The organism is Brevibacterium sp. MGP-B1 (genome assembly GCF_057766545.1).
In genome coordinates this window covers 204,279-222,717 of the sequence record NZ_CM173407.1, presented here as the reverse complement: position 1 = coordinate 222,717, position 18,439 = coordinate 204,279, and the positions used below count along the sequence as shown (strand labels likewise).

At 65.5% G+C, this 18,439-nt stretch carries 16 protein-coding genes; 8 read left to right on the top strand and 8 right to left on the bottom strand.

Annotated elements, in window-relative coordinates:
- Positions 1-5 precede the first annotated feature (5 nt).
- Both AC3CD9_RS00945 and AC3CD9_RS00940 read left to right on the top strand, forming a co-directional pair.
- Positions 6-1,073: a putative FMN-dependent luciferase-like monooxygenase gene (locus AC3CD9_RS00945; protein WP_488365892.1), complete on the top strand. Its 1,068-nt coding sequence runs from the start codon at positions 6-8 to the stop codon at positions 1,071-1,073.
- Between the two features lies 1 nt (position 1,074).
- Complete coding sequence (locus AC3CD9_RS00940; protein WP_488365890.1) at positions 1,075-2,409, top strand: alkylhydroperoxidase domain protein; 1,335 nt, start codon at positions 1,075-1,077, stop codon at positions 2,407-2,409.
- A 143-nt stretch (positions 2,410-2,552) separates the two neighbouring features.
- Here AC3CD9_RS00940 and AC3CD9_RS00935 read toward each other — a convergent pair whose 3' ends face one another.
- Together AC3CD9_RS00935 and adh are read right to left on the bottom strand one after the other, a co-directional pair.
- Entirely contained in the window at positions 2,553-2,972 is a 420-nt protein-coding gene (locus AC3CD9_RS00935) for a DUF779 domain-containing protein (protein ID WP_262775993.1), read from the bottom strand.
- Positions 2,972-4,495, bottom strand: a complete 1,524-nt coding sequence (adh, locus tag AC3CD9_RS00930) for an aldehyde dehydrogenase (RefSeq protein ID WP_488365889.1) — start codon at positions 4,493-4,495, stop codon at positions 2,972-2,974. Before adh ends, AC3CD9_RS00935 begins: the two co-directional genes overlap by 1 nt.
- Positions 4,496-4,671: 176 nt before the next feature.
- Between adh and AC3CD9_RS00925 the strand changes: the two genes are divergently transcribed.
- Positions 4,672-5,310, top strand: a complete 639-nt coding sequence (locus tag AC3CD9_RS00925; protein WP_488365887.1) for a GNAT family N-acetyltransferase — start codon at positions 4,672-4,674, stop codon at positions 5,308-5,310.
- A gap of 25 nt (positions 5,311-5,335) precedes the next feature.
- On the opposite strand, the gene AC3CD9_RS00920 is transcribed toward AC3CD9_RS00925, so the two are convergent.
- Entirely contained in the window at positions 5,336-5,806 is a 471-nt protein-coding gene (locus AC3CD9_RS00920; protein WP_488365886.1) for a GNAT family N-acetyltransferase, read from the bottom strand.
- A gap of 58 nt (positions 5,807-5,864) precedes the next feature.
- On the opposite strand from AC3CD9_RS00920, the gene AC3CD9_RS00915 reads away from it, so the two are divergent.
- Positions 5,865-6,089, top strand: a complete 225-nt coding sequence (locus AC3CD9_RS00915; protein WP_488365885.1) for a hypothetical protein — start codon at positions 5,865-5,867, stop codon at positions 6,087-6,089.
- A 17-nt stretch (positions 6,090-6,106) separates the two neighbouring features.
- On the opposite strand, the gene AC3CD9_RS00910 is transcribed toward AC3CD9_RS00915, so the two are convergent.
- Complete coding sequence (locus tag AC3CD9_RS00910; protein ID WP_488365884.1) at positions 6,107-7,177, bottom strand: AI-2E family transporter; 1,071 nt, start codon at positions 7,175-7,177, stop codon at positions 6,107-6,109.
- Positions 7,178-7,272: 95 nt separating this feature from the next.
- Between AC3CD9_RS00910 and AC3CD9_RS00905 the strand changes: the two genes are divergently transcribed.
- Together AC3CD9_RS00905 and AC3CD9_RS00900 are read left to right on the top strand one after the other, a co-directional pair.
- Positions 7,273-9,855, top strand: coding sequence for a M3 family metallopeptidase (locus AC3CD9_RS00905; RefSeq protein ID WP_488365883.1), 2,583 nt, complete (start codon positions 7,273-7,275; stop codon positions 9,853-9,855).
- Positions 9,836-10,597 (top strand): queuosine precursor transporter, encoded by a 762-nt coding sequence (locus AC3CD9_RS00900; protein ID WP_248284022.1) that lies wholly within the window; start codon positions 9,836-9,838, stop codon positions 10,595-10,597. Before AC3CD9_RS00905 ends, AC3CD9_RS00900 begins: the two co-directional genes overlap by 20 nt.
- 295 nt (positions 10,598-10,892) lie before the next feature.
- On the opposite strand, the gene tgt is transcribed toward AC3CD9_RS00900, so the two are convergent.
- The gene (gene tgt / locus AC3CD9_RS00895; protein WP_488365882.1) at positions 10,893-12,149 is read right to left on the bottom strand and encodes a tRNA guanosine(34) transglycosylase Tgt; all 1,257 of its coding nucleotides are present in this window, start codon (positions 12,147-12,149) and stop codon (positions 10,893-10,895) included.
- A gap of 21 nt (positions 12,150-12,170) precedes the next feature.
- Between tgt and mmuM the strand changes: the two genes are divergently transcribed.
- Positions 12,171-13,106, top strand: coding sequence for a homocysteine S-methyltransferase (gene mmuM, locus AC3CD9_RS00890; RefSeq protein WP_488365881.1), 936 nt, complete (start codon positions 12,171-12,173; stop codon positions 13,104-13,106).
- Between the two features lie 9 nt (positions 13,107-13,115).
- On the opposite strand, the gene AC3CD9_RS00885 is transcribed toward mmuM, so the two are convergent.
- From AC3CD9_RS00885 to AC3CD9_RS00875, 3 genes are all read right to left on the bottom strand, one after another.
- Positions 13,116-14,123: an isopenicillin N synthase family dioxygenase gene (locus AC3CD9_RS00885; RefSeq protein ID WP_488365880.1), complete on the bottom strand. Its 1,008-nt coding sequence runs from the start codon at positions 14,121-14,123 to the stop codon at positions 13,116-13,118.
- 108 nt (positions 14,124-14,231) lie between these two features.
- The gene (locus AC3CD9_RS00880) at positions 14,232-15,638 is read right to left on the bottom strand and encodes an FAD-binding oxidoreductase (RefSeq protein WP_488367481.1); all 1,407 of its coding nucleotides are present in this window, start codon (positions 15,636-15,638) and stop codon (positions 14,232-14,234) included.
- 2 nt (positions 15,639-15,640) lie between these two features.
- Positions 15,641-16,702: a pyridoxal phosphate-dependent aminotransferase gene (locus tag AC3CD9_RS00875; RefSeq protein WP_488365879.1), complete on the bottom strand. Its 1,062-nt coding sequence runs from the start codon at positions 16,700-16,702 to the stop codon at positions 15,641-15,643.
- 214 nt (positions 16,703-16,916) lie between these two features.
- Between AC3CD9_RS00875 and AC3CD9_RS00870 the strand changes: the two genes are divergently transcribed.
- The gene (locus AC3CD9_RS00870; protein ID WP_488365878.1) at positions 16,917-18,392 is read left to right on the top strand and encodes a malate:quinone oxidoreductase; all 1,476 of its coding nucleotides are present in this window, start codon (positions 16,917-16,919) and stop codon (positions 18,390-18,392) included.
- The last annotated feature ends 47 nt before the right edge of the window (positions 18,393-18,439 follow it).

The following is an 18,439-nucleotide window of genomic DNA, read 5'->3' as shown; positions in this document are numbered from 1 at the left end:
GAACCATGACCCCTCAACCCACCGACGCTCAGGCGACCGATACTCAGGTAGGCGGACCGAGGCTCGGATTCTTCACCCGCCTGCTCGAAGACGCCCCCGCCGCAGACCGGTATCGCTTCGCCCTCGAACAGATCGAGGCAGCGGAGGACTTCGGCTTCCATTCGGCCTGGGTCGCCCAGCATCACTTCTCCGCGGCAGAGGGCGGACTGCCCTCCCCACTCGTCTTCCTCTCCCACGCCTCAGCCCGCACCACCCGAATCTCTCTGGGCACCGCGATCATCACCCTGCCGATGGAGAATGCCGTGCGCGTGGCCGAAGACGCCGCCGTCCTCGACGAGCTCTCCGGCGGTCGCCTCGAGATCGGTCTGGGCTCGGGCGGGAACCCGAAGTCGTTCCCCGCCTTCGGCACGAGCTTCGATGAGCGTCGTGAGGTCTTCGCCGACAACCTCACGACCCTGCGCACACTGTTCTCAGGCGACCGGCTGCCCACCGACCACGGTCTCTACCCTGCTCCCGATGGGCAGCGTCCGAGCCTCGAGCGACGACTGTGGCAGGCGACGTTCTCCGCCGGCGGAGCCGGTGCGGCAGGCGCTGCCGGTGACGGTCTCATGCTCTCGCGGACTCAGCCGCGTCCCCAGGACAATCCGGCGGCACGCCTCGACGAGGTGCAGCTGCCGGTCATCGACACCTATCTCTCCCAGCTGCCCGAGGGGGCCGAACCGCGCATCCTCGCCTCCCGCACCGCCGTGGTCGCCGATGCCGAGGATCTGCCCCGGCTGCGCGAGATCACCGAACCGGCACTGCGGGCCGAGGCCGACCGCCTCGTCGGCTATGACACCTCTGGGCTGAGCCTCGATGAGCTCCTCGTCGCCACCGACACATACCTCGGCACGCCCGAGCAGGTGAGCGAACGTCTGCAGCATGACCGCGTCCTCGATCGGGCCACTGACGTCAGCTTCCAGGTGCACTCGGTTCCGGCGACGAACGAGACCGCTCTGCGGTCCATCGAACTGCTGGCCACCGAGGTGGCACCCGCCCTCGGGTTCTCCGTGACCAAGGAGAGGGTGCACTGAGATGGCCGATATCATCAACCTGCTCGCCGGAATCTCGGCGAATGATCCTCTCGATGAGCTGCGTGATCACCGGACGCAGGCGAAGGAGAATGCTCAGCTGAGTTTCGAGGCTCTGCTCGAACCCGCTGATCCGAAGGGCGTGAGCTACCGCGACCGTTATGCGGTCGCCGCGTTCACCGCGGGGCTGCTCGGTTCCGAGCGGGCCGAGGAGTTCTACCGTGATCTCCTGCGTGACGAAGACGAGTCCGTGTCCTGGGCGGTCGCCGAACTCCTCGACGAGGCGACTGCGGCTGCCGGCACAGCTGGTCCCTACGGAATCTTCGAATCCGCGGCGTTGGCTGACGAGAACGTCCCCGGGCCGTGGCTGACTGCCGCCGAGGCGACGACAGAGAGACTCGGTGAGAAGCTGACGGCAGGACTCGAATTCACTCATCTCCTCGTCCTCCATCCGCGCGACAGCCGCCCGGGTCACCTCGGGCTGCTGCTCGAGGCCGGATGGGACGAGGACGGGATCGTCACTCTCGCTCAGCTCGTCTCCTTCCTCAACTTCCAGATCCGCATCAGCACCGGTCTTGCCGCACTCACCGATGCGGCCTCCGCGACCGCGGATTCCCAACCGCACCAGGCGGACCGGTCAAAAGGCGAATCCGCGGACGAGACGGACGATGCCGACGACAGCCCCGCCTCGGCGAGGGTGGACGAAGCTCTGCAAGCCGTCGGCGACCGGGTGAAGACGTATCCGAATCTCCACCGCCCGAAGCTGTTCCAGCAAGGTGGGCTCGGGTGGGTGCCGTGGATCGCTCCCGTCGCCGAGGCGGACCTCAGCGATGACCAACGGGATGCCCTCATCGAGGCCGGACGGGCGAAGAACCCGTACTTCCGGCTGCTGGCGAGGGATCCTGCCGCACTCAAGGCACGGACCCTGACCGACTTCGACATCTTCTTCAACACCACCGACGGACTCGGCCGGGCCGAACGCGAGCTCGCCGCGACCGCGGCCTCCCGGCTCAACGGGTGCCTGTTCTGTGCGTCGGTCCACGCGGATCGGGCCACCGAGGAATCCGGGCGTCGGGACGTCGTCCAGCGCCTCCTCGACGAGGGAATCGGTACGAAGAGTCACCTCGGTGATCAGGTGTGGGATGCCGTCGTCGATGCCTCGGTGGCGCTGACCCTGACCCCGCAGTCCTTCGGCGTCGCACATGTCGAGCAGCTGCGTGCGGCGGGTCTGGACGACGGCGACATCATCGACGCACTCAGCTGTGCCGCCTTCTTCAACTGGGCGAACCGGCTGATGCTCTCCCTGGGCGAACCCGAGGTGCTGAGCGCCGGGAAGTGACCTCTTCTCGCAGGCGCGGCGGCTACACGCGTTCTGCGGCATCGATTGTGTGGTCGATCCACGGCGTTTTCTGCGATCAGAACGCCGTGGATCGAGCACACAATCGGGCATCAGCTGCGCCGGTTCCCCGGTCGCGCCTCGTCTCAGCCGACGTCCATGAGCGTCGAGCGGATGATGAAGCGGTTTCCCGTCGGTGATTCGACGCTGAAGCCGCTCCCCCGTCCCGGCACCACATCGATCGTCAGATGCGTGTGCTTCCAATACTCGAACTGCTCCGTCGACATCCAGAAGTCCAGTCCGGCCTTCTCGGCATCGTCGATGGGCAGTTCGAAGTGTCCGAGCAGCACATCGGCTTCCGAGGTGAGGAAGTCGCCTTCGGGGAAGCACATGGGCGACGAGCCGTCACAGCAGCCGCCGGACTGGTGGAACATGAGCTGTCCGTGTTTGTCGACGAGGCCGGCAAGCAGGTCGATGGCGGCCTGAGTCATCGCCACTCGCGATTTCTCTTCGCCCTCGATCGTCGGTGTCGATTCGAGGGCGGCTGTTTCGGCTGTTTCACTCATCAGAAGAATCCTTGTGCATTTTCGGAGTAGCTGACCAGCAGGTTCTTCGTCTGCTGGTAGTGGTCGAGCATCATCTTGTGGTTCTCTCGTCCGATGCCCGAGGACTTGTATCCGCCGAACGCGGCGTGGGCCGGGTAGGCGTGGTAGTTGTTCACCCAGACGCGACCGGCTTGGATGTCGCGTCCGGCTCGGTAGGCGGTGTTGCCGGTGCGGGCCCAGACTCCGGCTCCGAGGCCGTAGAGCGTGTCATTGGCTGTGGCGATCGCGTCGTCGTAGTCGGAGAACGAGGTCAGGGCCACGACGGGTCCGAAGATCTCCTCCTGGAAGATGCGCATCTTGTTCGTGCCCTTGAAGATCGTCGGCTGGATGTAGAAGCCGCCGGCGAGGTCGCCGTCGAGTTCGGCTTTGTCGCCGCCGATGAGCACCTCGGCGCCTTCATCCTTGCCGATCTTGAGGTACGACATGATCTTCTCGAACTGGTCGTTCGAGGCCTGTGCGCCGACTTGGGTGTCGGTGTCGAGTGGGTTGCCCTGCTTGATGGAGCGGACGCGTTCGACGCCGGCGGCCACGAAGTCGTCGAAGATCGAGTCCTGGACGAGTGCACGCGACGGGCAGGTGCAGACCTCGCCCTGGTTGAGGGCGAACATCGCGAAGCCTTCGAGCGCCTTGTCTCTGAAGCTGTCGTCGGCGGCCATGACGTCGTCGAAGAAGATGTTCGGTGACTTGCCGCCGAGCTCCAGGGTGACCGGGATGATGTTCTGCGAGGCGTATTGCATGATCAGGCGGCCGGTCGTCGTCTCACCGGTGAAGGCGATCTTGCGGATGCGTTTGTTCGACGCCAGCGGTTTGCCGGCTTCGACGCCGAATCCGTTGATGATGTTGAGGACGCCGGGAGGCAGCAGGTCGCCGATGAGTTCGGCGAGGACGAGGATCGATGCCGGAGTCTGCTCGGCAGGTTTGAGGACGACGCAGTTGCCGGCGGCGAGCGCCGGTGCGAGCTTCCACGTGGCCATGAGCAGAGGGAAGTTCCAGGGAATGATCTGTCCGACCACGCCGAGGGGCTCGTGAAAGTGGTAGGCGACGGTGTCGTCGTCGATCTGGGAGATGCCGCCTTCCTGCGCCCGGATGGCTGAGGCGAAGTAGCGGAAGTGGTCGACGGCCAACGGCAGGTCTGCGGCCAGGGGTTCGCGGATGCCCTTGCCGTTGTCCCAGGTTTCGGCGACGGCGAGCATCTCGAGGTTGGATTCGATGCGGTCGGCGATTTTGAGCAGAATGTTCGCACGTTCGGCGACCGACGTCTTTCCCCAGGCCGGTGCCGCGGCCCAGGCGGCGTCGAGCGCGGTCTCGACATCGTCTGCGGTGGAGCTGGGGATCTCGGTGAAGACCTGGCCGGTGACGGGAGTGATGTTCTCGAAGTAGTTGCCGTCCTTCGGAGGCACCCACTCTCCGCCGATGTAGTTCTCATAGCGGGGCTTGAACGTGACGAGCGAACCGTCGGTACCGGGTGCTGAGTAGACTGCCATGACACTCCTTCGTGTGAGTCCATCCACCCCACAACACGTGCCTCGTCCGATGGCGGTCGGAGGCGCGGAGCGGATGTGTCCGTGTCCTCTCACCTTAGGTCGGAACCCGGGTGCGGACAATAGCCGTGGAGGGAGTTCGCAGGTGAGATTCGCCCGGAATCTGAGAGACTGTCGGCGTGGACATCAGGCCCTGCTCTCCGGAAGATCGCGAAGCCCTTGAGGCTCTCTTCGCACGCGCAGGAGAGGGCTCGCCCACGGGCACGCTGTGGGGAGATCCTGAGTCCGAAGCCGAGGTCTACCTGACTCCTTATATCCGCCACGATCCTCAGTCAGTTCTGCTCGCATGGACGCAGTCGGGACCGGTCGGTTACCTGGCCGGATGTCTCGACACCGCAGAGTTTCCCCGCGAGGACAAGCTCTTCGGCGACGCCATCTCGGCTCGATTGATCATGCGACGGCCATCCTCAGTGGCTTTCTTCGCCCGCAGCACGGCGGACGCGATCCGCGATCGTCTGCACAGACGGCCCGCGTCCGGCGAGCTCCTCGATCCTCGGTGGCCGGCGCATCTGCACATCAACGTCGCCCCTGAGGCACGCGGCACGGGCGCCGGGGCAGCGCTGATGGCGGCGTGGATCGATCGGCTGCGGGAGCATGGTGTTCCCGGCTGCCACCTCCAGACACTCGTCGAGAACCATGGTGCGGTGCGCTTCTTCGAGCGCTCGGGCTTCCGCGTGCACGGCCCGACCCCGCCGGTTCCGGGCATCCGCTGGCAGGGCGGCCGAGTCCATCAGCAGACGATGGTGCAGGAATTCTAGCGAGCGCGGACAGTCGTCCGCAGTCTCACCCCACCGGCTTCACCATGATCAGGCAGGGCGTGTCCGCTCCCCACAGGTCGGTCTCCTCCAGAGGCAGGAAGCCCATCTTCTCGTAGAAGTGACGGGTCCGCGCATAGTTCGGATCTTCCTTCGACGGGCCCAAGGTCTTCACTTCTAGCAGCCGCGACCCACGGGCCCGCACATCCTCGGTGATGGCTTCGATCATCGCAGTCCCGACTCCCCCGCCGTGGACGGAGCGGTCGACGACGGTGAAATGGATTTCACTGGTCTGCGGGAAGTGCTGCGTCACCAGCGTGACTCCGACGACTCGGCCACGTTCGTCGCGGACCGTCCACGTTTCCATGCGGCGCGCGTCGTCGATGTATTCGGCGTTGGATTCGGGTCTGCCGAACCATTCCGGCACGGTTGCGAGCAGACGTTCCACATCCTCGGGGACGGCGTCGTCGCGCTGAGCTCTCCAGTCGGCTTCAGTCATGGGCTCCACCCTAGACTCCGCATCGATGCTCCGGTACCCCGTTGCTAGACTCAGCCCCGTGAGCGAGCCCGAGTCCCCCGTCCTCCGACTGATCCCGTATCTCGCGGCGATCACCGTCACGGTGTTCGCCACGCTGTCGGTGGTCGGCACCGGGGAGTCCAACCTGCTCGTCACGCTCGTCGTCGCAGCAGTCGGCTATTTCGGCACATATTTCATCGGCAAGCTCATCATCCACGCCCTCGTCACCCGGATCGGTTCCGACCACCACGACGACCACGACTGACAGTCGGCCAGCCGCTGCTACTTCTTCGCCTGCGCCGGGACGACGACCTTGCGGATGATGATGAGCGCCGAGGCGGCCACCGGCACCGCGACCACCGCACCGAGCACCCCACCGAGGGTTCCGCCGGCGATCGCGGCGATGATGACGAGGGCACCGGGCACGTCGACGGCCTTGTTCATGATCCGCGGGCTGAGCAGATACGCCTCGACCTGCATGTACACGAGGTAGTAGATTCCGGCTGTGATGCCCAGTCCGGGCGAGACCATCAGACAGGACGCGGTGATGATGATCGCCCCGGTGATCGGGCCGACCAGGGGAATGAGCGAGGCGAGGAACGCCACGAACGCCAACAGTGCCGGCAACGGGGCGCCGATGATGGTGAGGAAGATCGCCGAGCATACGCCGTTGATGACACCCAGCGACACCTGGCCGAGGACGTAGCGTCCGATGGATCGGGTGACCTCCTCGGTGACGGACTCGACCGTCGGCCGCGATGAGGCCGCGACCAGGGAGAACATCGCGGATTTGATCGTCGGCATGGACACGGCGAAGTAGATGGTGAGGATGACGACGATGATCACCCCGGTGAGGAAGCTGAGGATTCCCGCCCCGATCGACACGACGCCGCCGCCGAGGGAGAGCACATTCTTCGGATCCGAGGCCCAGTCCGCGATGTTGGCGAACACCGCATCGATGTCGATCGCGCCGGTGAACTGCTCCTCGAGCTCCGTCACCCACCCGGTCGTGGCAAGGTTCGCCACGATCCCGGGCAGATCCGCGACGAACGTCTGGATCTGACTGATCACGGCCGGCGCGATGAGCAGTGCGACACCGACGACGATGAGGATGAATGCCACGACGACGATGAGCACCGACAGCGACCGCGGGACCTTGCGGTCGACGAGCCACTGCACGATCGGTTCGAGACCGAGAGCGAGGAACAGTGCCAGACCGATATAGATGATCACGGTCGCCAAGGACTGCAGCGCCGTCATCACCACGATCGCCAGCCCGACGCCCAAGGCGCCGGTGAAACCGAGCCGGAACGCGCTGTTGAGTGTGAGGGACTTGCCCTGCCCAGTGCCCATGGAACCCAGTGTAACCAGCGATCATGCACTGGCCGGTCGACTCACGTTAGGATCGGAGCGAACCCCCACCCGCTTCAGAAAGTGAATCGTCGAGAATGAGCGCAGATCCGAACAGCATCGATGTCTGGGAAGCGTTCCTCGACCCGCATACCGACTATTCGCTGCCCGACTTCGCCGCGGTCACCCCGGAGACGCTGTTGACCGCGGTTCACACGGCGACCGATTTTGCCCGCGCCGAGGTGGCTGCCATCATCGCCGACGACGCCGAGTCCACGTTCTTCTCCACCACCGTGAGATTCGAATCCGCGTCCGTGCCGATGACCCGCATCGCCTCCGTGGCAGCAGCCATCGAGTCGAATCATCTGCGTCCCGAACTCACCGACGCCATCTCCGAGACTTGGGAACTCCTGTCGGCCACCGAGACCGAGATCCTGCTGAACGTCGACCTCTTCCACCGCATCGAGCAGGTTTCGGTCTCCGACCTCAACCCCGAGGACAAGCGCCAGCAGGAACTGACCATCGATCAGTTCGTGCGTGCGGGCGCCCGCCTCGGCGAGGACGAACGCGAGCAGATGGCCACGATCGCGGCCGAACTGACCACTTTGGAGAACTCCTTCTCCCGCGCGCTGCAGCTCGATACGCGCGAGTTGGCCATCCATCTCAGCGAGGCCGATTCCCTGGCCGGGATGAACGACGATCAGATCGCGGCAGCGGCGAATCGTGCCGCCGAACGCGGCGTCGACGGCTACCTGCTGCCGCTGAACAACTTCACCCAGCAGGGCGTGCTCGAATCCCTGAGCACAGCTCAGACGCGTCGGCACGTGCTGAACAATTCGATGGCCCGTGGATCCCGCGGCGGCGACGGCGACACCCGCACCCAGGTCGCCGACACCACGGCGCTGCGTGCGCTGAAGGCGCATCTGCTCGGATACCCTTCCTACTCGTCCTTCGCCATCGACAATCAGACGGCCGGCAACCCCGATGCCGCCGCCGATATCGTCTCCTCCCTCATCAATCCGGCGAATGCCCAACTCGATGAGGAACTTGCGCAGGTCAAGGAGCGCTACGGCCTCGAGACGGTTGCGTCCGAAGACGTCAAGTACTACCTTGCGAAGTTCCGCGCCGACGAATTCGGCATCGACCCCGACGAGGTGGCCAAGTACTTCGAGTTCGACACCGTCCTCACCGAAGGCGTCTTCCGGGCCGCCACCGGCTTGTACGGAATCACCTTCGCCCCCTACGAGGGTGTCACCGCCTGGCACGAGGACGTCCGTGTCTATGAGGTCACCGACGTCAACGAGCGCCACCTGGGCCTCGTCCTCATCGACCCGTATTCCAGGGATACGAAGCGCGGCGGGGCCTGGATGGACCAGTTGGTTCCGGCCTCCCGGCTGACCGGGCTGCTGCCGGTCGTCACCCTCTCGCTCAACCTCGCCAAGCCTGGTCCGGGCCGGCCCACTCTGCTCAATCCGAGCGAGCTGACGACGTTCTTCCACGAATTCGGCCACGTCCTCCACGGGCTCTTCGCGAACTCCACCTACCCGTCGACGGCCGGCACCGCCGTCCCCCGCGACTACGTCGAATTCCCGTCCCAGCTCAATGAGATGTGGCGCTTCCACCCGCAGGTCCTCCCCCACTTCGCCAAGCACGTCGACACGGGCGAGCCGATGCCGGCCGAACTCGTCGACGCGCTCATCGCCTCAGAGAAGTTCGGGCAGGGCTTCGACACGATCGAATACCTCGCCGCTGCCATGCTCGACCTGTCTTGGCATTCGCTCGAGGCCGGAGAGCACATCACCGAAGTCCTGTCCTTCGAATCGGAGGTGCTCGCCGCGGCCGGCTTCTCGCCGCTCGTTCCGCCGCGCTACCGGTCGACCTACTTCGGGCACATCTTCGCCTCCGGGTATGCGGCCGGCTACTACTCCTACCTCTACTCCGAGGTCATCGCCGCCTGGGTGAGCGAATGGTTCGAGTCCCAGGGCGGACTCAGCCGGGAGGCCGGAGATGCCTTCCGCGAGGCGATCCTCGCCCCCGGCTATTCGGTCGACCCGATGGCGGCGATCGAACGCTTCTTCGGCACCCGCCCGGATGTCGCCCCGCTGCTGCGCCGTCGCGGCCTCGCGGAACCCGTGACCGAGGTCGACGGCGAGGACGAGGAGGAAACGATCGAGACCGAGTCCGGAGCCGCCTCGGTGAGGTGGGACCACCCCAACCACGAGGCGGTCGCCGCCGATCTCGCGGCTGCGGGCATCGATCCGCGCATCGAGATCTTCGACGGTTCGACGCCGACGGCGGCCGCAGCGGCCGAAGCGCTGGGCATCGAGGTCGGAGCGATCGCGAACAGCCTCATCTTCTCCTCCGCCGGCGAACCCGTGCTCATCATGGCCTCGGGCGCCCACCGGGTCGACACCGCACATGTCGCCGAACTCATCGGCGTCGACTCCCTCGACCGGGCGTCGAAGGAACTCGTCCGCGAGGCCTCGGGGCAGGTCATCGGCGGGGTCGCTCCCTGCGGTCATCCGGGGCCGATTCCGACCTATGTCGATGTGTCGCTGAAGGACTATCCTGTTCTCTGGGCCGGCGCGGGGACACCGAATTCGATGGTGCCTCTGACGTACGAGCAGCTGCTCACGGTCACCGGAGGAAAGGAAATCACCGTTGTCGCAGAAGAGTCCTGAGTCTGGGCGTTCCGAGTCTGAGTCTGGGCAGCCGGATCGCACCACCGATCCGGCGCACACCACCACCTCGGCTGCACGATTCGCAGCTTTCGCTTCCTCCCGGGGCCGCTATTATGCGGTCTTCCTCGCCGTGTTCTGCGCGGTGCTCATCATCTCGAACATCTCGGCCACCAAGGTCATCGGCTTCGGTCCGATCGTCACCGACGGCGGCGCGTTCCTCTTTCCGATCGCCTACATCCTCGGTGATGTGATCAGCGAGGTGTACGGCTTCAAAGCCGCTCGCAAGGCCGTGATCACCGGATTCGCCCTGCAGATCCTGGCCACTTTCGTCTTCTGGCTCGTGCTCATCTCGCCTCCGGGGCCCGGTTACGAGAACCAGGACGCCTTCGCCGCCGTGCTCGGCTTCTACCCGCGCATCGTCGCGGCTTCCCTCGTCGGCTACTTCGTCGGCCAGCTGCTCAACTCGTGGGTGCTCGTGGCGGTGAAGAAGCGCATGGGCGAGTCGAAGCTGTGGGTGCGGCTGCTCACGTCGACCGGTGTCGGCGAGTTCGTCGACACGCTGCTGTTCTGCATCATCGCCTTCGCCGGTGTCATCCCGGGTCTCGACTTCCTCAACTACATCATCGTCGGCTTCGTCTACAAGGTCGCCGTCGAGATCATCTTCCTGCCCGTGACCTACCGGGTCATCAAGCTCGTCAAACGCCACGAACCCAGCTACGAACTCGACGCAGCTGAAGCGTAGGGACGCCCGCGCCGCCTGACGCGGTCGATGCCGATCACATTGCGTACAGCGGCGACCACATTTCGAACGCCCACGGCCACATCCGGTGCCGCCCATCTGTTCGCGAACTGCTGCACCGGGTGCCCAGTGGTCAGCCCGAACGGAAAGCGGTTGTCGGCGAGTGTCATCGAGTTTTGTCCCCGGCCGACATCGACTTCTGATCAAGTCATCGAGATAAAACTCGATGTGCTGATCAGAAGTCGATGACTGACCGGCACGGGCCGGCGGGCGACCGCAGCGACCGCCGGAAGCGCGCCTACTTCTTCGCGTAGTAGCGGCCGAGGACCTCGGTTTCGAGCTCGTCGAAGCGGCCGTCGATCATCGCCTGGCGGATCTCGGCGACGAGCGAGACGACGAAATGCTCGTTGTGGATGGTGCACAGGGTGGAGAAGAGCATCTCCTTCGCCTTGTACAGGTGCCGCAGGTACGCCCGTGAGTAGTTCTCGCACGTATAGCACGTGCAGTCGGGATCGAGCGGGCCGAAATCGCGGCGGTACTTCGCGCCGGTGAGGTTGTACCGGCCGTCGCGGGTGTAGATCGCGGCGTTGCGGGCCACGCGGGAGGGCGAGACGCAGTCGAAGGTGTCCGCGCCGGTCTTGATCGCTTCGAACAGATCGTCGGGTTCGGAGATGCCGAGCAGGTGCCGCGGCTTGTTCTCCGGCAGCTCCTCGCACACCCAGCGGATGATGATGCCGAGGTTCTCCTTCTCCAATGCACCGCCGATGCCGAAGCCGTCGAAGTCCATCGCGCCCAGGTCCCGGGCGGCCTTGCGCCGCAGATCCTCGTACTGCGCACCCTGCAGCACCCCGAACAGTGCCTGGTATGGCCGGTGCGACCGCTCCTCGGTGAGGCGGAAGTGCTCTTCGATGCAGCGGATCGCCCACAGCCGGGTCCGCTCGAGCGATTCCTCCTGGTAGCCGCGGGTGTTCACCAGCGTGGTCAGCTCATCGAAGGCGAACATGATGTCGGCGCCGAGTTCGTGCTGCACCCGCATCGAGATCTCCGGCGTGAACCGGTGCATCGATCCGTCGAGGTGGGACTTGAACGTGACCCCGTCATCGTCGACGTTCGACAGCCGTTCCTTGCCGACGGCGACGAGCTCGTCGTTCTGCTCGCCCGTCGATTCCATCGAGATGACCTTCTTGAATCCCGAGCCGAGGCTCATCACCTGGAACCCGCCGGAGTCGGTGAAGGTGGGTCCGGGCCAGTTCATGAACTTCCCCAGCCCGCCGGCTTCGTCGATGAGGTCCGATCCGGGCTGCAGGTAGAGGTGGTAGGCGTTCGAGAGCACCGCCTGGCCGCCGAGTTCCGCGACCTCGTCGGGGCGCACGGCCTTGACCGTGGCCTTCGTGCCGACGGGAATGAATGCGGGTGTCTGGATGTCGCCGTGCGGGGTGCGGATGACTCCGGTGCGTCCGCCCGTGTCCATGCGGGTGCCCACCTCGAAGCCGAACTGCGATCGGTCGTTGATGGGGGCGGTCTCGGATGCTGCCGGAGTTTCGTCTGTAGTCACCAGACAAGCTTAACTAAGTCCATGACGTTCACCCAGATGCTCACCCTCGCCGAGGCGGCCGCCCCCATCGTCATCGACGGCGGGCTGGGCAGTGCCGCCGAGGATCGCGGCATCAACCTCGACCATGCACTGTGGTCGGCCGAGCTCATCCGCCGTGTCCCCGACACCCTGCGCGCCGTGCACACCGCCTTCGCCGACGCCGGAGCCCGGATACTCACGACCGCGAGCTACCAGGCGACGCCGCTCGGGTTCGCCGCGGCGGGAATCGGCGCCGAGGAGGGCAGCCGGATCATCGGCGACAGCGTGTGCATCGCGCGCACTGCGGCAGATCGCAGTGCCGCATCAGGCGCAAGAATCCTCATCGCCGGGTCCGTCGGCCCGTATGGTGCGGCACTCGGCGACGGCGCCGAGTACACGGGAAGCTATCACCGGAGTCCTGAGGATTACACCGCCTTCCATCGTCCGCGCGTCGAAGCCCTCGCCGAGGCGGGTGCGGACCTGCTCGCCATCGAAACCCAACCGCGCCTCGATGAGATCCGCGCACTCATCGCTCTGACCGAGGACATCGGCCTTCCGGCTTGGGTGACCGTGACTCTACAGGGCACCACGGACATGACCGCCCCGACTCTTCCCGACGGCAGCACCCTGGCGGACCTCGCCGAGGCGGTGGCCGCCTCGGCGAGCGTGAATGCAGTCGGGGTCAACTGCGTTCGCCCGTCCCTCGTGACTCCGGCGCTGAGAGAATTGTCCAAGCACACAAACCTGCCGCTCATCGCCTACCCGAACTCAGGCGAAACCTACGACGCGAACACTCTGACCTGGCACGACGGCGCGGAACCCGGTGTCAGTTCGTGGCCGGCGGCGGAATGGACCCGCCTCGGCGCACGGATCATCGGCGGCTGCTGCCGGGTCCGTCCCGACGACATCGCAGAGCTGTCGGAGCGGACCCGCCGCTGACGCGATCCCTCAGCCCTGAGCGCCGACGAGCTCCGGGTAGAACTTCTCGGCGACGTTCGGGTGGGAGCGCAGTCGGGAGAGGAAGGTGTTCTCCCCATAGACGGCGTGGAGGGCGTCGCGTTCATCGTCGGTGACCCCGCGGGCCTCGGCGGCGAGTTCGGCAGGCAACTCGACCTCGGGCAGGCGGCTGCTGAGCGCCGGGTTATAGAAGAACGGGATGGAGATGCGGTCCTGGCCGGGACCGGTCGGCAGGACCCGGTGGACGGTGGCCTTGAGGTAGCCGTTCGTGGCGACTTCGAGGAGTTTGCCGATGTTGACGACGAAGGTGTTCTCGACCGGATCGGCGTCGATCCAACCGTCATCGGTGAGCACCTGCAGACCGGTCGTACCCGGCTGCGGGTAGAGCAGGGTGAGGGTGCCGCCGTCGCGGTGCTCGCCCACCCCCTGGGTCACGGACTCTGACTCGGCTTCGGGATAGCGAACGATCTTGATGAAGGATTCGGCATCCTCGGCGAACGCGTCGGCGAAATGATCGCCGGGCTGGCCGAGGCTGAGCGCCCACTGTTCGAGGAGCCGGGCGCCGACCTCGGTCAGCTGCGCATGCCAGGATTCCGTGGCCTCCCGCAGCTCGGGCAGCGATTCCGGGTACTGGTTGGGTCCGGTGAGATGGTCGAAGTCGTTGACCGGTTCGGCCACGGGTGCGCGATCGGGGCCGATGTCGATCTGCTCGCGCCAATCCACGCGACCCTGGGTGCGTTCGCCCCCGGTGCGGGTGTAGCCGCGGAAATGCGGGGAGTTCGTGTTCTCGATCGCGAGTTTCGCGTCCTCCGGCAATGCGAAGAAGCTCTGTGCGACATCGATGATGCGGGAGAATTCGGCGTCGGGGATGCCGTGGCCGGTGAGGTAGAAGAAGCCGATCTCGTGAGTGACGCGACGCAGGTCCTCGCGGAACTGTTCGGCGGTCGCGGGGTCATCGGCGAGGCTGAGGTCGAGAACGGGCAGCTGGGTGAGCGTCATGGGGATTCCTCTCTTTTCCCAGCACCTTAGGCCGCTCCCGGACGGGGCCGGCCGCGACCGGTCACAGACGGTCGCGAACCGTCACAATCCGAGACATGGAGAGGAGAATCAGCCGAGCATCTTCCCCGGGTTGAGGATCCCCAACGGATCCACCGCCGCCTTGATCGAGGTCTGCAGCGCCCGCGCACCCGCATCGAGTTCGCGCACCAGCCAATCCTTCTTCAGATACCCGACCCCGTGCTCACCCGTGATCGTCCCACCCAGATCAAGACCCAGCTGCATGATCTCCGCGAACGTCTCCTTCGCCTCGGCCACGCTCGCCTCATTCTGGGCGTCGAAGAGCACACTCGGATGCATGTTCCCATCGCCGGCATGACCGGCCGTGGACACCTCCACCGAATGCCGGGCCGCGATCTCGTCCAACCGAGCGAAGAACTCGCCGAGGCGGGACCGAGGAACGCACACATCATCGATGAGCTCTCCCCCACCGATCCCCGACACGTACTTCTCCATCGCCGGGGACACCGCCCGACGAGCCGCGACGAGCATCTCCGAATCCGCCGGATCGTCGGAGAAGAACACCTCATCGGCGCCCTGCGCCGTGGCGATCGCCTCGAACGACTCCAACTCGGCGACTCCGGCCTGCCCCGGAGCATCCGACTGCACCAACAACAGGGCACCGGCTTCGTCGGGCAGTCCGAAATCACCATAGGCATTGATCATGCCCACGGTGCCTCTGTCCATGAGCTCGAGCATCGACGGGGCCGCCCCGGAGGCCATGAACTCAGAGACCGTATGCCCGGCCGATTCCAGGTCCGGGAAGATCCCGACACCGGTCACCGGCGGAGCCAACAGAGGTCTGAGCCCGAGGGTGATCTCGACGATGACGCCCAGAGTTCCCTCGGACCCGACGAACAGTCCCGCCAGATCGAGACCGGCCACACCCTTGGCCGTCTGTCGACCCAACCGGGTCACTGTCCCGTCGGCGAGGACCACGGTCAGTCCCCGCACATAGTCTCTCGTCACTCCGTACTTCACGCAGCACATGCCGCCGGCGTTCGTCGCGACGTTCCCGCCGATCGTGGAGATCGCCACCGACCCCGGATCCGGCGGATACGACAGACCGTGCTCGGCCAGAGCCGATTTGAGGTCTTGGTTGATGACACCGGGCTGGACACGGCACGTCTGGTTCACCTCGTCGATGTCGACGATCGCGTTCAGCTTCGCGACGTTGAGCAGGAGCGCCCCGTCGGTGGCATTCGCCGCCCCCGACAAACCCGTCCTGGAACCCTGAGTGACCACCGGGATCCGATGCGCGGTGGCGAAGCGCATCACCGCGACCACATCATCGACGTCGGCAGCTCGCACGAGCGCCGAGGCGGTCCCCACCGGACAGAACAGGGCCTTATCCGACGAATAGGACTCGATGACGTCCCGATCGGTGACCAGGGCGCCCGCGCTCAGCTCGGCCGCAAGTCCGTCCAGGTCCGTGCCCACCGTCGTCTCCGCACTCATCGTCACAGCGACGCGGCGACCTTGAGCACGCGCTCGAGAGCCTCATCGGGTCCGATGCTCACACGCACACCGCCCTGCAGACGACGCACGGCCACGGCCTGCTTCGCGCACTCGCCTTCGAAGGCGACGGCCGCCTCGGGGTCGAGCGCAATCCACACATAGTTGCCCTGAGCATCGGGCACGGACAGACCCAGCTCCCGCAGATCATGAGCGAACCGGTCGCGCACCGCAGCGACTTCCTTGGCACGCACGGCCACCTCGTCGACGCGTGCCAGGGATTCCCGGGCGGCGGCCTGGGCACCGGCGGTGACGGAGAACGGGGCGATGACCTGTCGCATCGCCGAGGCGATCTCGACGTCGGCGATGCCGTAGCCCACGCGCAGACCTGCCAGGCCGTGCGCCTTCGAGAAGGTGCGGGCGAGCACGAGATTCGGGTGCTTGGCGCGAGCGGCGAGGGAGTCGGCCGCCTCGGTGGCGAATTCGAGGTACGCCTCGTCGAGGACGACGATGACGGACTCGGGCACCTCGGCGAGGAATCCCTCGAGTTCGGCATCGGTGATCGTCGGACCGGTCGGATTGTTCGGCGAGCACAGCAGCACGAGGCGGGTCGGGTCATCGATCGCCGCGGCCAGCCCGGCGAAGTCATGGCGACCGTCTTCCAGCAGAGCGACGGGGCGCTTCTCCGCGCCCCGCGCCGAGGCGAGGATCGGGTACATCTCGAACGACGGCCACGGATAGACCACGGACGTGCCCGCTTCGAGGGTGATGTTCGTCAGCGCCGTGAGGACCTCGGAGGCCCCGGCGCCGGGGACCACCTCGGCGTGTTCGACATCGAGGTGGGAGGCGATATCGGCCACGAGCGCGGCTGCGGTGGGATCGGGGTAGTTCCCCGGAATCGCCGAGGCGGATGCCACCGATTCGACGACACCCGGCAGCGGCGGCAGGTGGTTCTCGTTCGACGACAGTTTGTACGGGGTCAGGCCGGGGGATGCGACGGGAGGCTTGCCGGGAACGTAGGAAGGGAATTCGGCGAGCGCGTCACGGAGCTGGAAACGTTTGGACATGTGCCCATAGTTGCATATCTTGTGGCGGGCAACACAGACTGTCTTGCCAAAGCGTCCGAATGGTCGGATAAAGGCGGGCAGGGCGGACGTCCATCCGCTGTGAGAATGCTCTCGCGACGCTTCGTTCCCTCCTCCCGGGTTACAGGTGGGCCGATGCCGGAGAGTACCCTGAGAGACGAATACATGTAGTCAGAGACGAGGAATGAGAGTCCAAATGCCCTCACCGCAGGAAAAAGTCGACGTCGTCTTGATCGGCGGCGGCATCATGAGCGCCACTCTGGGCGCCATGCTGACCGAACTTCAGCCCGATTGGGACATCCGCGTCTACGAGAAGCTCGACTATGTGGCAACGGAGAGCTCCGACCCTTGGAACAACGCCGGCACCGGCCACGCCGCACTCTGCGAACTCAACTACACCCCCGAGGACTCCAACGGTCAGATCGACCTGGAGAAGGCCTCGAACATCAACCAGCAGTTCCACCACTCGCGCCAGTACTGGTCGCACCTCGTCGACACCGGTGTCATCACCGATCCGACGACCTTCATCAATCCCATCGCCCACGTCAGCTACGGACGCGGCGACAAGGGACGTGACTACATCAAGAACCGCTACGAGACGATGGTGCGCAATCCGCTGTTCGCGGACATGGAATACACCGAGGACGCGGACACTCAGGCCGAATGGCTGCCGCTGATGTTCTCCGGCCGTGGTCCCGGGCAGGTCAACGGCATCTCGCGCATCAAGCAGGGCACCGACGTCGACTTCGGCTCTCTGTCGTCTCAGCTGCTCAGCTACGTCGCCGCCAAGGGCGCGACCGTGCGCACGAGCCACCAGGTCACCGATCTCGACCGCTCCTCCGACGGCTGGACTCTCACCGTGAAGGATCTGCTCTCGCACGAGACCCACCAGGTGGGCGCGAAGTTCGTCTTCGTCGGCGCCGGCGGCGGTGCACTGCCGCTGCTGCAGAAGTCCGGCATCCCGGAGGGACGCGGCTACGGCGGCTTCCCGGTCTCCGGCTACTTCCTGCGCACCGCGAACCAGGATCTCGTCACCCGCCACCAGGCGAAGGTGTACGGCCAGGCCGCCCAGGATGCTCCCCCGATGTCGGTGCCGCACCTCGACACCCGTGTCGTCGACGGCCAGGACTACCTGATGTTCGGTCCCTACGCCGGCTTCTCGCCGAAGTTCCTCAAGAAGGGCCGCTTCACCGATCTGCCGCTGTCCGTGCGCGGAAACAACATCGGCACGATGCTCAATGTCGCCAAGGACAACACGGACCTCGTCACGTACCTCCTCGGTGAGCTCGCCGCAACGAAGAAGGCCCGCTTCGAGGCCCTGCAGACCTTCATCCCCTCCGTCGACCCCGCCGACTGGGAACTCATCCAGGCCGGTCAGCGCGTGCAGGTGATGAAGAAGGATCCGAAGAAGGGCGGCGTCCTCCAGTTCGGCACCGAGCTCATCTCGTCCGCCGACGGTTCACTGGCGACCCTGCTCGGTGCTTCTCCGGGAGCCTCGACCGCGGTGCCGATCATGATCGAACTGCTCAAGACCTGCTTCCCCCGCGAGTTCGCCGGCTGGGAGAAGAGCTTCAAGGACATGATCCCGTCGCTCGGCCGCGACCTCGTCGACGACGAGACGCTGCTCAAGGAGGTCTCCGAGTACACCTCGCGGACCCTGCAGCTCATCTGAGCGGACTGACACACTCAGCCGACTGACATACAGGAGAAGCGGCTGGC

Excerpts from the sequence above, each read along its gene's own strand:
- AC3CD9_RS00875 (WP_488365879.1), bottom strand. The coding sequence starts at position 16,702 with ATGTCCAAACGTTTCCAGCTCCGTGACGCGCTCGCCGAATTCCCTTCC.
- AC3CD9_RS00870 (WP_488365878.1), top strand. The coding sequence starts at position 16,917 with ATGCCCTCACCGCAGGAAAAAGTCGACGTCGTCTTGATCGGCGGCGGC.
- AC3CD9_RS00885 (WP_488365880.1), bottom strand. The coding sequence starts at position 14,123 with ATGACGCTCACCCAGCTGCCCGTTCTCGACCTCAGCCTCGCCGATGAC.
- AC3CD9_RS00920 (WP_488365886.1), bottom strand. The coding sequence starts at position 5,806 with ATGACTGAAGCCGACTGGAGAGCTCAGCGCGACGACGCCGTCCCCGAG.
- AC3CD9_RS00880 (WP_488367481.1), bottom strand. The coding sequence starts at position 15,638 with ATGAGTGCGGAGACGACGGTGGGCACGGACCTGGACGGACTTGCGGCC.
- AC3CD9_RS00945 (WP_488365892.1), top strand. The coding sequence starts at position 6 with ATGACCCCTCAACCCACCGACGCTCAGGCGACCGATACTCAGGTAGGC.
- adh (WP_488365889.1), bottom strand. The coding sequence starts at position 4,495 with ATGGCAGTCTACTCAGCACCCGGTACCGACGGTTCGCTCGTCACGTTC.
- mmuM (WP_488365881.1), top strand. The coding sequence starts at position 12,171 with ATGACGTTCACCCAGATGCTCACCCTCGCCGAGGCGGCCGCCCCCATC.
- AC3CD9_RS00905 (WP_488365883.1), top strand. The coding sequence starts at position 7,273 with ATGAGCGCAGATCCGAACAGCATCGATGTCTGGGAAGCGTTCCTCGAC.
- AC3CD9_RS00910 (WP_488365884.1), bottom strand. The coding sequence starts at position 7,177 with ATGGGCACTGGGCAGGGCAAGTCCCTCACACTCAACAGCGCGTTCCGG.
- AC3CD9_RS00940 (WP_488365890.1), top strand. The coding sequence starts at position 1,075 with ATGGCCGATATCATCAACCTGCTCGCCGGAATCTCGGCGAATGATCCT.
- AC3CD9_RS00935 (WP_262775993.1), bottom strand. The coding sequence starts at position 2,972 with ATGAGTGAAACAGCCGAAACAGCCGCCCTCGAATCGACACCGACGATC.